General features: G+C 71.4%; 14 protein-coding genes and 1 pseudogene. 6 read left to right on the top strand and 9 right to left on the bottom strand.

The features are described from left to right. The first annotated feature begins 5 nt into the window (after positions 1 to 5). Positions 6 to 563, top strand: a complete 558-nt coding sequence (locus BLV72_RS00375; RefSeq protein WP_093459479.1) for a TetR/AcrR family transcriptional regulator — start codon at positions 6 to 8, stop codon at positions 561 to 563. Between the two features lie 384 nt (positions 564 to 947). After that, positions 948 to 1,688, top strand: coding sequence for a class I SAM-dependent methyltransferase (locus tag BLV72_RS00370; RefSeq protein WP_093459477.1), 741 nt, complete (start codon positions 948 to 950; stop codon positions 1,686 to 1,688). A gap of 3 nt (positions 1,689 to 1,691) precedes the next feature. Here the strand turns inward: BLV72_RS00370 and BLV72_RS48580 are convergent. Then, a pseudogene (locus BLV72_RS48580) lies at positions 1,692 to 1,880 on the bottom strand (IS5/IS1182 family transposase); the annotation flags it as partial. Between BLV72_RS48580 and BLV72_RS00360 the strand changes: the two are divergent. Next, on the top strand, positions 1,843 to 1,989 hold the full coding sequence (locus BLV72_RS00360) for an SDR family oxidoreductase (protein ID WP_093459476.1): 147 nt from the start codon (positions 1,843 to 1,845) through the stop codon (positions 1,987 to 1,989). The pseudogene BLV72_RS48580 and the gene BLV72_RS00360 overlap by 38 nt on opposite strands. 375 nt (positions 1,990 to 2,364) lie before the next feature. On the opposite strand, the gene BLV72_RS00355 is transcribed toward BLV72_RS00360, so the two are convergent. The 8 genes from BLV72_RS00355 to BLV72_RS00320 all read right to left on the bottom strand — a co-directional run bounded on the left by BLV72_RS00355 (position 2,365) and on the right by BLV72_RS00320 (position 9,865). After that, positions 2,365 to 2,760: a hypothetical protein gene (locus BLV72_RS00355; RefSeq protein WP_208905428.1), complete on the bottom strand. Its 396-nt coding sequence runs from the start codon at positions 2,758 to 2,760 to the stop codon at positions 2,365 to 2,367. Between the two features lie 189 nt (positions 2,761 to 2,949). Continuing rightward, positions 2,950 to 3,939 carry an NAD(P)H-dependent flavin oxidoreductase gene (locus BLV72_RS00350; RefSeq protein WP_093459474.1) on the bottom strand — a complete coding sequence of 330 codons (990 nt, stop codon included), beginning with the start codon at positions 3,937 to 3,939 and terminating at the stop codon, positions 2,950 to 2,952. Then, positions 3,936 to 5,555 (bottom strand): AMP-binding protein, encoded by a 1,620-nt coding sequence (locus tag BLV72_RS00345; RefSeq protein WP_093459473.1) that lies wholly within the window; start codon positions 5,553 to 5,555, stop codon positions 3,936 to 3,938. Before BLV72_RS00345 ends, BLV72_RS00350 begins: the two co-directional genes overlap by 4 nt. Next, complete coding sequence (locus tag BLV72_RS00340; protein WP_093459471.1) at positions 5,552 to 6,361, bottom strand: enoyl-CoA hydratase/isomerase family protein; 810 nt, start codon at positions 6,359 to 6,361, stop codon at positions 5,552 to 5,554. The genes BLV72_RS00345 and BLV72_RS00340 overlap by 4 nt, the downstream gene beginning before the upstream one ends. A gap of 6 nt (positions 6,362 to 6,367) precedes the next feature. Continuing rightward, a complete protein-coding gene (locus BLV72_RS00335) occupies positions 6,368 to 7,567 on the bottom strand; it encodes a CaiB/BaiF CoA transferase family protein (protein ID WP_093459470.1) in 1,200 nt (399 codons plus the stop codon). Continuing rightward, complete coding sequence (locus BLV72_RS00330) at positions 7,564 to 8,325, bottom strand: enoyl-CoA hydratase/isomerase family protein (RefSeq protein ID WP_093459983.1); 762 nt, start codon at positions 8,323 to 8,325, stop codon at positions 7,564 to 7,566. The genes BLV72_RS00335 and BLV72_RS00330 overlap by 4 nt, the downstream gene beginning before the upstream one ends. Positions 8,326 to 8,383: 58 nt before the next feature. Beyond that, positions 8,384 to 9,316 carry a hydroxymethylglutaryl-CoA lyase gene (locus BLV72_RS00325; protein ID WP_093459468.1) on the bottom strand — a complete coding sequence of 311 codons (933 nt, stop codon included), beginning with the start codon at positions 9,314 to 9,316 and terminating at the stop codon, positions 8,384 to 8,386. 63 nt (positions 9,317 to 9,379) lie between these two features. Beyond that, a complete protein-coding gene (locus BLV72_RS00320; RefSeq protein WP_093459467.1) occupies positions 9,380 to 9,865 on the bottom strand; it encodes a MarR family winged helix-turn-helix transcriptional regulator in 486 nt (161 codons plus the stop codon). 113 nt (positions 9,866 to 9,978) lie between these two features. Here BLV72_RS00320 and BLV72_RS00315 point away from each other — a divergent pair, with 113 nt between their 5' ends. From BLV72_RS00315 to BLV72_RS00305, 3 genes are all read left to right on the top strand, one after another. Continuing rightward, entirely contained in the window at positions 9,979 to 11,343 is a 1,365-nt protein-coding gene (locus BLV72_RS00315; protein WP_208905422.1) for an MFS transporter, read from the top strand. 349 nt (positions 11,344 to 11,692) lie between these two features. Continuing rightward, entirely contained in the window at positions 11,693 to 12,697 is a 1,005-nt protein-coding gene (locus BLV72_RS00310) for a LacI family DNA-binding transcriptional regulator (protein ID WP_167746223.1), read from the top strand. A 37-nt stretch (positions 12,698 to 12,734) separates the two neighbouring features. Next, positions 12,735 to 13,733, top strand: a complete 999-nt coding sequence (locus tag BLV72_RS00305; protein WP_143059710.1) for a LacI family DNA-binding transcriptional regulator — start codon at positions 12,735 to 12,737, stop codon at positions 13,731 to 13,733. The last annotated feature ends 59 nt before the right edge of the window (positions 13,734 to 13,792 follow it).

Below are 13,792 nucleotides of genomic sequence, written 5' to 3'. Positions count from 1 at the left end.
CCGGCATGGGCCACTCACAGGCGGAGAAGGTGGCGAGCCGCGAACGGGTGCTGCGGATCGCGTCGCGCAAGGTCCGCGCCGAAGGCGTCAGCCGCCCCGGCATCGCGGACCTCATGAAGGAGGCCGGGCTCACCCATGGCGGCTTCTACAAACACTTCGACTCACGCGACGATCTGATCGCCCAGGCCGCCGCCGTCGCCCTGGCCGAGGGCTCGGCGAAGATGGAGCGGTCCGCCCGGAAGAACGATCAGGACGCACGGGCCGGTCTCATCGACGGCTACCTCGCGAAGCGGCACCGCGACGGACCGGCCACCGGCTGCGCGCTCGTCTCCCTCGGAGCCGCCGCCGGACGCGGCGACCAGCACTTCAAAGAGTCCTATGAAAAGCAGGTCCGCACGTACCTGGAGCTGATCGCCGGCCTGGACGACGACGCCGCGGATGCCCGGGCGGAGGCAATGCTCACCCTCAGCGCTCTGGTCGGCGCCGTGCTCATATCCCGGGCCGTGGCCGACCAAGACTTCTCCGACGAGCTACTGGAGACAGTCGCCAAGCAACTCAAGTGAGACGCGTCGGAACCCCTGCCACCCACCACCGCCTGACGCCCACCCCGGACCGCGCTGCGGTCCGGCGGGATTCCCGGCCGCGCCGCACCACATACCGCAGCCGACGCGACCGGTGACATCGACCGGCCGGTCCAGGCCGGTCTCACAACCGTCCGCGCCGACCCGCCGCAGACACCCGCGGAAAGACGGGAGGCACCGGCACGGCGGACCGTGATATATGCCGCCCCGCCAGACGTCGAGGGCCGCACCGGCGCAGACGCGCTGCCCGCAACCCCTAGGCTCGTCCGGCGGATCATGGGCCGAGCCAGGGCCGGACCGAGGCGAGGGCCGACCAGTGCCCTCATCGTGTTGACCGCCCCCGGCAGGCAGTGCTGGAGTCGGCACGTGGACAGCATCCCCGCCAACCGGCGGCTCTGGAACCAGATCAGCAGCGCCTACCAGCACAAGCACGACCCGCAAATCGGCGCCACACCCCGGCTGTGGGGCATGTACTCCATCCCCGACGCGCACCTGCACGCCCTGGGCGACGTCACCGGCAAGCGCGTCCTCGAACTCGGCTGCGGCGCCGGCCAGTGGTCCAGGGCGCTCGCCGCCGAGGGCGCCACCGTGGTCGGACTCGACCTGTCCGAAGCCCAACTCGCCGCAGCGGCCCGCGCGATGGGAGCGGACCGCTACCCGCTGGTGCAAGGCGCCGCCGAACAACTCCCCTTCGCCGCCGACAGCTTCGACCTGGTGTTCTGCGACTTCGGTGGGCTCAGCTGGGCGCCCCCGCACCTGGCCGTCCCGCAGGCCGCACGCGTCTTGGGCCGAGGCGGGCGCCTGGTGTTCAACGTCGCCAGCCCATGGTTCGAAGCTTGTTATGACGAAGCCGCCAGCCGCGTGACCACGACGCTGCAGCAGGACTACTTCGGGCTGAACACCATCGCCGAAGACAACGGCGCGACCAGCTATCAGCTCACCTACGGCGACTGGGTCAAGGTCCTGCGCGGCGCGGGTCTCATCATCGACGACCTCATCGAGCCGCGGCCCGAACGCGGAACACCCAACGGCTACAACGAAACCGACCCACCCGACTGGGCACACCGCTGGCCGGCGGAACTGCTCTGGGTAACCCACAAACCGTAGGTTCCGCCGCGCCGAGACGTGAAGTCCTCCCAACGCATCGCTCGTCCGCTCCACTTCGTTCCTGCGTTTGTAGATCGTCTTGTCGAAGCCGGCAGGCCGTCCGCCCCTGCTGCCGCGTCTTTTGCGGTGGGCCCGCTGATCTCGGGGCTCGGGAATGGTGTCCTTGATCTGGCGACGTCTCCTCAAGCGCTTCGCCCAGCACGAGGAAATCGTCGAGCTCGCCACCTTCCTCGCCTCCGACCGCGCGTCGTACATCACGGGCGCCAACTACGCAGTCGACGGCGGCGCGAGCGCCTGGTAGGCCACCGAATCTCACGCGCGTAGCGGAAGGGGCCTCCGGCGGAGTTGCCGGAAGCCCTGAAGCTCGGTCGCCACGGTAGTCACCGTCGTCGCCAACCTGCGGCCGACGGGGCTTCGAAGGTGAGCGGTGCGTTGAGGACCCGGGCGTGCCTAACCTGCGGGTGTCCGCGCCCGGGCGAAGCTCGGCGGTGACCCGGCCCCGCGACCGGGCTGCCACGCCCTCCCGCTCAGCTTCTGGTCCGCAGCGCGCCGCGCCACACCGCTGCCGCGGGCGGCCACGTTGCCCCGGCCGACCTCGACACCGTCCACCTACTTCTCCTGCCGCTCCACCCCCGAGGCCTCGGCGATCTCGCCGCGTTGACGGAACAGCGGACAGTCACTCAGGGGAAGCCGGAGGGTAAGTGGGGACGACCCGGTAACTCACGGCCGGGTAAGGCAAGTTCCCCCAATGCAGGCCGGTGACGTTCGAGTACAGGTCGCCGGGCTCACTGGGGGAACCGGTCTCGCAGTTCTCGCGGAAATACACCTTGACCTCGGCGAAGGCGAAGTTGGCCACGGAAAGCGCAGGCTCCGGGAGGGTCTGGCATTCGGTGTCGGTGGCCGCGATGGGGTACACCGTGCCGGTGAGGTCTTTCCCGGTATAGAACCCGGCCTTGCCCCAAGGGATATCGGTCGCGGCGGCAGGCTGGGCGAGGGCCGCGCCCACCAGCAATGCAGCCCCAAAGAGGGCAAGGACGGCACCGCCGAGGCGTCTGTTGCTGCGAATGGTCATGCGTGCGCTCCTTTGCGAACGTCTCCGGCGCCGACGCTACGGAACGATGAAGCACTCCACAGCGACCGACCAACGGATTCCCTTGACGCGTCAATCATCTAACAGGAAGCGCAATATCTGCTACCCGGAGTGAAGTTGACCTCCGTCACATCTCGCGTACGGTGCGTCAGGCTCCGCCACGACGTCGTCTCACAGGTCAGGCGGCTCGGCGACGACCGGCAGCGGCAGGCGGGTGAGCGCGGCCCGGTACTCGGCGACGATGCGCTCCACGACAGCGGCCGCGGGGAGCACCGTGTCGATGAGTCCCGCAGACTGGCCCGCCTCCACCTTGCCTTCCAGAACCCGGCCGTACAGGGCGGCGTCCCTGAGGGTGGCGGCCTGGAACTCCTTGCGCCGCACGTCGATTTCGGCACCGGATTCCTCAAGGCGGCGCATGCGCGCGGTGAACTCGTTCTCCAGGGCGCGGATGACGCCGAGGCCATGTCCGACGGTGCGGGTGCCGTCGACACCGGCGGCGAGAACGGCGGCCTGGTAGTCGGGGTGAACGGTGGCTTCCCGAGTGGCCAGGAAACGGGTGCCGAACTGGGCGGCCCCCGCGCCCAGAGCGAGCATCGCGGCCAGTCCGGAGCCGTCCGCGATCCCGCCGGAGGCGATCACCGGGGTTTCGGGAACGGCCGAGACCACGGCCCGGATGAGGACCTGCGTGGTGACCATCGAGGGCGGCGGGTGCCCGCCGGCCTCCGCGCCGACGACGACGAGCCCGTCGACGCCCGCGTCGGCGGCCTTGCGGGCGTGCTCGACACCGGCGACGACATGCAGGCAGACGGTGCCGATGGCACGGAAGCGCTCCAGGTAGCGGCGCGGTCCGCCCTGCGAGGCGATCAGTACGGGCGGCCGACGGGCGAGGAGCAGATCGATGACGTCATCGGCTCCCGCCCGGTTGATCGGAAGGTTGACCGCCCACGGGCGGTCGGTGCCCGCGGCCATCTCGTCGAGGGTACGGGCCAGGTCGTCCAGGCGCATGGGCCCCGCGGCGACGACCCCGAGGCCACCGGCCTCGCTGACCGTCAGCGGCAGGGCCGAGCACGAGGAGGCCCAGGACATGCCGGCCTGAACGACCGGAAGGTCGATGCCGAGCAGACGGGTGACGGGGGTGGGGATACGGCTCACGCCGGTCATGCCGGCACCTCGTCGTCCCGCCGCGCGAGCAGCCCGCGCGCGTGGGCGGCGAGCCGGTTCTTCTGCACCTTGGAGCTGGCGGTCATGCCGATGTCCTCGAACCCTTCGACGATGCGCAGATGGCGGGGGACCTTGAACCCGGCCATGCGGGTGCGCGCCCAGGCGATCAGTTCGTCCTCGGTGGTGCCCGGTTCGGTGAGGACGACGAACGCGAAGACCACCTCGACCAGCCGCTCGTCGGGGACACCGACCACGACGGCATGCCGCACCCGCGGATGCCGGTGCAAGGTGTTCTCCACGTCGGCCGGTGCGACGTTCTCGCCGCCGACCCGGATGATGTCCTTGGTGCGACCCACGAAGTGCAGCCGGCCCGTGGCGTCGAGCGCGCCGACGTCACCGGTGGCCAGCCAGCCGTCGGGGTCGATGGCGGCGGCGGTCACCTCCGGCGCGTCCAGATAGCCCCGCATGACATTCCAGCCGCGCACCAGGATCGAGCCCGGCTCGCCGGGACCGCAGTCGCGGGTGTCGTCCGCGGCGCGGATGCGCACCTCGACGCCAGGCTCCACCAGCATCGCACCGGACGCCCTGATCTGGTCGTCCTCCCACCAGCAGGACTGGGCGACATTGGGCGAGGCTTCGGACAGGCCGTATCCGGCGACGCACTCGGTGGCACCCAGCTCGTCGATCACTCGGCGGATGACGGTGGGAGAGGCCGCGACCCACGCGCCCCGCAGGTGCAGCGTGCGGTGTGCGCGGTCGGGGTGGTTGAGCAGCATCAGCGCGATGGTGTCGTTGCCGGAGAAGTGTGTGCAGCGTTCGCTCTCCAACAGCCGCAGCGCTTCGGCCGGTTCGAAGCGCGCCATGGTCACCAGGGTCGCGGCGTGCTGGATGGACGCCAGTACGGACAGGGTGCTGCCGGCGACGTGGAAGAAGGGCCGGGCGCTGTGGAAGCGGTCGCCGGGGCGCAGGCCAAGGCGCGCACCGGAGAAGAACGCGTCGGCGCACATGCTGCGCTGGGTGAGCAGCACGCCCTTGGGGTGGGATGTCGTGCCGGAGGTGTACTGGACCAGCAGGATGTCATCGGGGGTGCCGGTCGCGGGGACCTCGCCGGTGACCCCGTCCAGGAACTGCGGCCACGCCGTCGCCCACTCCGGCACCTCCTTCCCGCACACGACGACTCTCTCCAGGTCGGGCAGGCCGCGGCAGGTGGCCGTGGAGTCCTCGCCGATGCCGAGCTCGCGCAGGATGGCGCAGAAGTCGACGCGCAGGACGCGGTCGGCGACGAACAGCACGGAGACCCTGGCGTGGGCGAGGGTGTGGTGTATCTCGTCAGCGGTGTACCGGGTGTTGACGGGGATGGTCACCGCGCCGACCGAGCCCAGGGCGACGAACAGGGCGACCCAGCGCGGCCCGTTGCCGAGGCAGAGGCCGATCCGGTCGCCGCGGCCGATGCCGGCGTTGGTCAGGGCGGCCCGGATCCGGGCGACCTCGGCGGCGAGTTCACCATAGGTGATCCGCTCCTCGGCGGTGACCACGGCCTCCACGTCGGGGGCGAGCAACGCGGCCCGTTCCAGCGCCTCGTGGGCGGTCAGGGGGCATGCCGTCCTGAGGTTCATCGCTTCTCCTCGTCGGTGGTGGTCGCTTTGTCGGCGCCACGGCGGGTGAACCGGTCGACGCCGTCGCGCCAGCCGTCGTCGGTGAGGCACTGCTCGATCGCCGCCATCTCGATCCTGATGCCGCGATCGAGGTCCGTCTCGCCCCCCAGGTCGACGGCCCGTTTCGTCAGCTCGATCGCCAGGGGCGGAGCCTTCGCGACAGTGCCGGCGATCTCCGCGCCGGTCCGCGCCAGCCGCTCCTCGGGCACCACCTGGCAGACGACACCCAGGTCGAGGGCCTCGGTGGCGGGCATGGGACGGCCGGTGAACAGGAGTTCCTTCGCGCGGCGCCTGCCGATGACGCGCTGCAGCCGCTGGGTGGCGCCCACCGTGCCCCAGTGCGGCTCCGGGAAGCGGAAAGTGGTGCCCTCGGCGGCGATGGCGAAGTCCGCGGCCAGGGTGATCTCTCCGCCGGATCCCACGACCGCGCCGTGCACGAGTGCGACGACCGGGCGGCGGCACCGTTCGATCGCGTCGTAGGCGGCGAACGAGGCGATACGCCTGCGGCGGACCCAGGCGGCGTCCCGGCCGGCCCGCTCCTTGAGGTCCGCCCCGGCGCAGAACGCGGGACCCTGCGCGGACAGCAGCACCACGCGGACGGAGTCGTCGGCGTCGAGCTCCTCGAAGACCGACCGCAGCTGCCTGCACATCGGCAGATCGACGGCGTTACGGGCCCGGGGCCGGGCCAGTTCGACACGGGCGATCCCGTCAGCCACCGCACAGCGCACTCGCGGGTCCGCGGGAGTCGGCTCGTCGGTCCCGGACATTTCAGATCACCCCGAGGCCCGCAGGTCCTCGATCTCGCCGCGGTCGAGCCCGGCGAGTTCCGTGAGCACCGCCTCGGTGTCGGCGCCCAGCAGCGGCGGGGCGTCGGTGGGCGGCGGCGCGCCGGTGGTCTCCCGCAGCGGGGTGCGCAGGGCGCGGAAGGTGCCCTCGGTGGGATGCTCGAACTCCGCGACGACGTCCCGCGCCCGCGCGTGCGGGTCGGCCAGGGCCTCGCGGACGCCGCGCACCTCGCCGGCCGGGATGTCGGCGGCGCGCAACTCCTTGAGCAGCGGATCGCGGTCCCGTCCGGCGATCGCCGTCCGCAGGGCGGTCATCACGCGGTCGCGCCCGGCGACGCGCCCCGCGTTGTGCCGCAGACCGGGATCGGCGGCGAGGTCGTCAAGACCGAGGGCGGCGCACAGCGATGCCCAGTGCTGGTCGCTGCCGCTGATGTGCAGCCAGCCGCCGTCGGCCGTCTGGAACGCGGCGGACGGGACCCGGCCGGGGTGCTGGGTGCCGGTGCGCACCGGGTCCTCGTCCAGGGCGAACAGCCGGGCCGCGTTGAGTGCCTGCAGACTGAGCTGGACGTCCATCATGGAGACGTCGTAGTGGCGGCCGTGGCCGGAAGCGGCACGCCCGGCCAGACCGGTGAGCGCGGCGATGGCGACCCACAGCCCAGAGGTCATGTCCGCCACCGGGATCCCGGCCTTGCTGGGCGGGCCGTCCGGTTCCCCGGTCACCGCCATGACGCCGGACAGCGCCTGGAAGACGGTGTCGTAGCCCTTGCGGGTGCGGTCGGGGCCGCTCTGCCCGAAGCCGGTGGCGGACACGTACACCAGGGCCGGGTTGTCCGCGGCGAGCCGGTCGTATCCCAGTCCCATCCGTTCCATGGCGCCGGGCAGGAAGTTCTCGACGACGACGTCGGCGCCGGTGGCGAGGCGGCGCGCGAGGTCCTGGCCGCGGGGGTCCTTGAGGTCGAGGGTGATCGAGCGTTTGCCGCGGTTGAACGCGAAGAAGTAGGCGCTCTCGCCGTGCGGCAGACGGGGCTCGAAGCCACGGGTCTCGTCGCCGCGGCCGGGGCGTTCGACCTTGATGACGGTGGCTCCCAGCTCGGCGAGAACCTGGGTGGCCATCGGGGCGGCCAGGACCCGCGAGAAGTCGAGGACGGTGATGCCGCCGAGCGGGCCGGGCGTGGGGTGCGCGCTCACCGGCGGAACCCCCGCATCAGTGCGTTGACGTCCTGGCCGGCCCGCATCGCGGCCTCGGTCGGCAGATCGGCGACGCGGTAGAAGAGGTCCTTGGCCGCGTGGATGGCGCGGGACTCCACGGCGGCCCACCGCTCGGCTGTGCCGAGCGCGGCCTCGACCACCTGGTCCGGCTCGACGACACGGTTCACCAGGCCGTGTGCCGCGGCCTCGGAGGCCGAGAGCAGCCGGCCCGTGCTGATCAGCTCGAAGGCGAGCTTGCGGCCGAGGTGGCGCTGGAGCCCGGTCATGACCAGGGCGGGCACGATCGAGTGTCGCAGTTCGGGGTAGCCGAACTTCAGGTCCGTGCCGGCTATGGCCATGTCGGCGCCGATGGCGAGCCCGGCGCCACCGCCCACCGCGGCGCCGCGCACCGCGGAGACGACCGGTGTGCCCATCCGCTGCATCTGCGTCTGCAGGTGCGCGGTGAGCGCCGCCCGCTCCAGGACGGCATCCGGCTCGTCGGGGGTGAGGGTGGAGAACTCCGACAGGTCGGCGCCCGAACAGAAGCCGCGGCCGGCGCCGGTGAGGACGACGGCGCGGACTTCGCGGTCGTCCTCGGCCGCGGTGAGCGCGGTGCTCAGCGCCCGGGTGAGCGCGGTGTTCAGCGCGTTGAGCTTGTCGGGGCGGTTGAGGATGAGGACGCGGACCGGGCCGCGGTCCTCGACGAGCAGCACATCGGCGGCCGCTTCGCCCGTGTCGGCCGACTGCCCGCTGGTCATGACGGTCACGGAAGGTTCTCCTCGGGGGGTGGGATGGGGAAGCGTGCGGTGGGGCGGGTCAGGCGGCGGCCGCGGAGCGGGCGAAGCCTGCGCGGGCCACCATGCTGTGCAGGGGCCGGCCCAGGGCCTCCTCGCAAGCCCGGGACGCGGCGGCGAGCGCGTCGAGGTCGATGCCGGTGTCGGCTCCCATCGCGTCGAACAGGCTCACCAGGTCCTCGGTGCAGACGTTTCCGGTGAGGCCGGCTCCATAGCCGATCCGCGACGGATGGCCGCCGACGCCGCCCAGGGCGCTGTCGAAGTGGCGGCAGCCCGCGTCCAGGGCGGCGACCGCGTTGGCGATGGCCGTTCCGCGGGTGTTGTGGAAGTGGGCGACGATCGGCAGCCCGGGGTGGGCCCGGTCCAGCCGGGCGAAGAGGCCGGTGACGGCCGCGGGGGTGGCGACGCCCGTGGTGTCGCCCAGGGTGACGGCATCCGCGCCGAGGTCGACGAAGCGGGCGACGTCCTCGGCGACCCGGCCCGGGTCGACGGGGCCTTCGAAGGGACAGCCGAACGCGACGGACACCACCCCGATCAGCCGGAACCGGTCGCCGGCGAGCGCGACCATCTCGGTGACCCGTTCCCACTGGTGCTCCCGCGTGGTGCGCAGGTTCTTCCGCGTGTGGCTCTCACTGGCCGACACCAGCAGGCTCAACTCCTCGGCGCCCGCGCCGCGTTCGAGGTCGGCCAGGGCGCGCTCGACGGCCCGCGGGTTGGGACACGTCGCCTTGAACGCCACACCGGGGCGGTGGGTGACGCCCGCCAGCACATGGCTCGCGTCGGCGAAGGCGGGAACCCACCGCGGATGGCTATAGCCAGTCGCTTCGATGCGGCGGAAGCCGGCGTCGGCGAATGCCTCCAGTAGGGCGATCTTGGTTTCGGTGGGCACGAACGTGGGTTCGTGCTGCAGCCCGTCCCGGGCGAAGCATTCGCAGATCGTGACCGCGTCGGTCATCGAGCCACCTCCTCATGGATGACTCCACCACAACTACCGCCGCCATGTTGATAAAGTCAACACTCAGTCGTCGTCGAGCTGATCTCGCTCCCGCCGTTCCAGGGACAGCGCGAGATCGGTGAGCTTCTCCAGGGCACGCCCCAGCACCCGCACCTCCTCGCCGGAGAGGACCTCCGCGAAGGTCGCGTCCCGCTCGTTCGCCGCCGCGATCAGACCCCGGTACACCGTCACCCCGGCCTCGGTGAGAGCCAGTTGGCGGCTGCGCCCCGATCCTTCGGTGCGGCCGACCAAGCCCCGCTCCACCAACCCCCGCACTACCCGGCTCACCTGTGCTTTATCCAGCCCCGCCCGCCGGGCCAGGCGATTGAGGGTCAGGGTCGGATCCGCCGCGATCAGTGCGATCGTCCGCCACTCACCGAGGCTGACGTCGAACTCGCGGCGGTACCTCAGGGCCGCGCTGCGCGACAGCGCCGACGATGTACGCGACAGCCGATAGGACAACAGTTCGGAGATCGGCACCAGGTCTCCGCCACCCTCACGTTTCACCATGGGTGGCATGGTATCTCCGCCACAAGTGTTGACTTTATCAACGCGAGCGACGGAAACTCGCACCGCCCGCCGCCCCGGCGACGCAGCCCCTCTCAGCAAAGGAGTCGTACGTCGTGGCCGACCCTTCAACCCTCTCCGGATCCCAGGAAGCCGACGCCGCCGATACTTCCTCGGTCGACCGCACCGCGACCTACCGCACCATCGCCTGGCGCCTCATGCCGCTCCTGGTCATCTGCTACGTCGTCAGCTTCATCGACCGCACCAACATCGGCATCGCCCAGCAGGGCCTCGAGCGCGACCTCGGCTTCGGCTCCGCCGTCTACGGCCTGGGCGTGACCCTCTTCTTCGTCGGCTTCATCCTCTTCGAGGTGCCGAGCAGCACCCTGCTCGCCCGGATCGGCGCCCGTAAGACACTCGTGCGCATCATGGCGTCCTGGGGTGCCGTCACCATCGCCACATCACTCGTCCACAACGAGATCACCTTCTATATCGCCCGGTTCCTCCTCGGTGTCGCCGAGGCCGGCTTCTTCCCCGGGGCGCTCTACTTCCTGTCCCGCTGGTTCCCCTCCGCCCGGCGTACCCGCATGACCGCGGTGTTCTTCGCGGGCGTGCCCATCTCCGGCATCCTCGGCTCCCTCATGTCCGGCAGCATCATGCACAGCTTCGGCGGCGTGGCCGGCTTCGCCGACTGGCAGTGGCTGTTCCTCATCGAGGGCATTCCCCCGATCGTGCTCGCCGGCGTCGTCCTCCTGCGGCTCGTCGACGAACCCGGACAGGCGCGGTGGCTGACCCCCGCGCAGCGAGCGGCCGTACGCGCGGACCTCGACGCGGACCAGCGGCGCAAGAGCGAAGAAGAGGCGGCCGGCGGCGGGCACGGCGGTCTGCGCCTCGCGCTGCGAGACCCCAAGGTGTGGATCATCGGTCTGTGTGCCTGCGGCGCCTACACCCTGGCCAACGCCGTGTCGTTCTGGACGCCTCGGATCATCGCGGAGGCGGGCGTCGGCGACGTCCTCGACCTCGGGCTCTTCTCCGCCCTGCCGCCCCTGCTCGGCATCGTGGTCATGCTGATCGTGGGGCGGCACTCCGACCGCACTCTCGAACGTCGCTGGCACACGGCTCTCAGCTGGACCGTCGCCGCCCTCGCGATGGTGGCGCTCTCGGTGTCCAGCGGCAGCGTCTTCGTCGTCGTGGCGCTGCTGGCGATCCTCGCCGCGGCACACTACTCCGGCCTTACCGTCTTCTACTCGATTCCCTCCATCTACCTGGGAGAACGCGCGGCAGCCACCGGAATCGCCTTCGTCACCTCGATGGGCTCGTTCGCCGCTGCCGCCTCCCCGTCCCTGCTCGGCTTCATCCAGGCCGGCACCGGCAGCCTTGCCCTCGGCCTGCAGATCAGCGCCGGTATCGTGCTGCTCGCCGTCGTCCTGCTGCTGCTCGGGGTCAAGGCGAGCGATCTGCGGGAACGACGGTCCCCCTGAGGCGTGCGGCGGGTCGCCCGAACAGCCGGTGGCCCGGGAGATGGCCGAACTGCTCGCCGAGCTCGCCCAACCACTTTTGACCTCGCATCGCCACAGGCAGCAGCGGCCGGATGAACTCTCACTCGGCGTCGGACAGTTCATGGCGACGCATCACTCGAGCATGATCCATCACTCCAGATTATCTGTTGACCGACCCCAGGGCTGGTGGGCGGCGGGGCTGAGGCCGGGCGCCGCGGCGGGCGCGGGCTAGAATCCCGTCGTGGTGGAAGGGGCTTGGTGAGCTGTGCGCGGACGGCTTTCTGGCGCGGGTGCGGACTCCGCGACGCGCGGTTCCGCGACCTTGCGTGACGTGGCCGCTCTCGCCGGTGTCTCGGCGAGCACGGTGTCGAGCGTGGTGCGCGGCCGCGGGAACGTCCGGGAGCAGACCCGGCAGCGGGTGCGGGACGCGATCGACGAGCTCGGATACCGCCCCAACCTGGCCGCGCGGCGGCTGCGTTCGGGACGATCCCATGTGATGGGGCTTGCCCTGCCGAGTGTCACGGTCCCGTACTTCCGCGAATTCGCCGACTCCGTGCTGCGCGAGGCCCAGGAGCACGGGATGTCCGTGCGCATCACGCAGACGCACGGCGACGTGCGGCGCGAGCGCGGTGTCTGCGACGACCCCTACCTGCGGCACGTGGACGGAATCCTGCTCGTCCCCGTCGCGCTCGGCCAGGAGGACATGCGGGCGTTGGCGGTGACGAAGCCGCTGGTCGTGGCCACGGCGTCGGTCACCGCGGGCGGCGTCGACTCCTTCGACACGGACCAGTTCGAGGCGGCGCGCACGGTCGTGGCCCATCTGGTCGCGGGCGGGCGGCGCCGCATCGCCGCCCTGGCCCCCGGTGAGGCGCTGCCGGCCGAGAGCGACGAGCGCTATCTCGGGTATGTCGCGGGTCTGCGCGACGCCGGGCTGCCGGTGAGCCGCCGGCGGGTGGTGAGCACGGAGACCGTCACGTTCGCGGCGGGCGCCGAGGCGGTGCGCACGCTTGTCGAGCGGGCGCCGGAGGCGGACGCCGTGTTCGCCCTCGGCGACGCGCTCGCCCTGGGCGCGCTCCGCGGCCTGCGGGACGCGGGGCGCAGCGTGCCGGGGGACATCGCCGTGGTCGGGTTCGGCAACGTCGCGCAGGCCGGGTACTGCGCCCCCACCCTCAGCACCGTCGACCCGGGGCGGGAGGAGATGGCGCACCACGCCGTCGCGCTCCTGGCGGAACGCGCACAGGCTCAGGTGACCGGCGCGGCGCTCCCCGAACCGGGACACCACACGGTCGGATTCCGCCTTGTCGAACGGGAGTCGAGCGCCGTTGCCAGTGAATGAGCCCAAGTCCTCCCGTGGTCGGCCGACGGTGGTGCGCATGCGCGACGTGGCCGCCGCCGTCGGTGTGTCCGTCAAGACCGTGTCCAACGTCGTCAATGCCACCGGGCAGGTGAACGAGGCGACCGTCCGAGCCGTGCGCGTGGCGGTCGAGGAGCTCGGCTACCGCCCCAACCCCCTGGCCCGCGGCCTCAATTCGAGGGCGACGGACACGGTGACGCTCGCCCTGCCGGGCCTCGGGTACGGCTACTGCGCGCCGCTGGCCGCCGCGGTCTTCGATCTCGCGGAGGCCGAGGGCATCAGCGTCGTGATGGAGCCCACCGGGGGCGACCGCGAGCGGGAGCTGGAGGTGCTGCGCAATCGCGGGGGCCTCTCGGACGGTGTGCTGCTGATGCCGACCGCGATCACCGCGCGGGAGCTGAAGGCTCTGCCGTCCCCCGGCCCCGCGGTGCTGCTCGGATCGCGCCGGGTGGAGGGCCCCTTCGACAGCGTCGCGTCGCAGGACACCGTCGCGGCCGAGGCCGCCGTGCGGCTGCTGCTCGACCGTGGCGCCTCGCGCGTCGTGCTGCTGGGCGGTGAGCGGAAGGCGGGCGGCGACACTGCGGCCGCACTGCGCACCGACGGTTACCGGCGCGCGCTGACGGCGGCGGGGCAGAAGTTCGTCCCGGCTCTCGTCCTGGAGACGCCGCGGTCCTCCCGGGACGACGGTCAGGCGGCGATGGCTCAGCTTCTGGGCAGCGAAACACCGTTCGACGCGGTGCTGGCGCTGGAGGAGCCGCTCGCGCACGGGGCGTTGCACGCGCTGCGCAGGGCGGGCCGGGACGTACCGGGGCAGGTCCAGGTCGTCGCGTTCGGCAACGACGAGGACGCGGAGTACTCCTCGCCCAGCCTGACGACCGTTCAGGCGGATGTCACAACGATGGCCCGGCGCGCTCTCGACCAGCTCACGGCGCGGGTACGGGAAGGCGCACGCCCGCGGAGCCACGTCGAAGTGCCGCTCACCATTATCGAACGCGAGTCAACAATTTCCCACGCCTAGTCATTGACGGCGAACATCGCGCGGTCCTAACGTCCCACGCAATGCAACGGTTACCGTAA

The sequence above is a fragment of the Streptomyces melanosporofaciens genome, from assembly GCF_900105695.1.
GTDB classification, from domain to species: domain Bacteria; phylum Actinomycetota; class Actinomycetes; order Streptomycetales; family Streptomycetaceae; genus Streptomyces; species Streptomyces antimycoticus.
The sequence above is the reverse complement of the archived record's forward strand: the minus strand, read 5'-3'. Positions and strand labels throughout refer to the sequence as shown.

Excerpts from the sequence above, each read along its gene's own strand:
- BLV72_RS00375 (WP_093459479.1), top strand. The coding sequence starts at position 6 with ATGGGCCACTCACAGGCGGAGAAGGTGGCGAGCCGCGAACGGGTGCTG.
- BLV72_RS00360 (WP_093459476.1), top strand. The coding sequence starts at position 1,843 with ATGGTGTCCTTGATCTGGCGACGTCTCCTCAAGCGCTTCGCCCAGCAC.
- BLV72_RS00355 (WP_208905428.1), bottom strand. The coding sequence starts at position 2,760 with ATGACCATTCGCAGCAACAGACGCCTCGGCGGTGCCGTCCTTGCCCTC.
- BLV72_RS00350 (WP_093459474.1), bottom strand. The coding sequence starts at position 3,939 with ATGACCGGCGTGAGCCGTATCCCCACCCCCGTCACCCGTCTGCTCGGC.
- BLV72_RS00345 (WP_093459473.1), bottom strand. The coding sequence starts at position 5,555 with ATGAACCTCAGGACGGCATGCCCCCTGACCGCCCACGAGGCGCTGGAA.
- BLV72_RS00340 (WP_093459471.1), bottom strand. The coding sequence starts at position 6,361 with ATGTCCGGGACCGACGAGCCGACTCCCGCGGACCCGCGAGTGCGCTGT.
- BLV72_RS00330 (WP_093459983.1), bottom strand. The coding sequence starts at position 8,325 with ATGACCAGCGGGCAGTCGGCCGACACGGGCGAAGCGGCCGCCGATGTG.
- BLV72_RS00325 (WP_093459468.1), bottom strand. The coding sequence starts at position 9,316 with ATGACCGACGCGGTCACGATCTGCGAATGCTTCGCCCGGGACGGGCTG.
- BLV72_RS00320 (WP_093459467.1), bottom strand. The coding sequence starts at position 9,865 with ATGGTGAAACGTGAGGGTGGCGGAGACCTGGTGCCGATCTCCGAACTG.
- BLV72_RS00305 (WP_143059710.1), top strand. The coding sequence starts at position 12,735 with ATGCGCGACGTGGCCGCCGCCGTCGGTGTGTCCGTCAAGACCGTGTCC.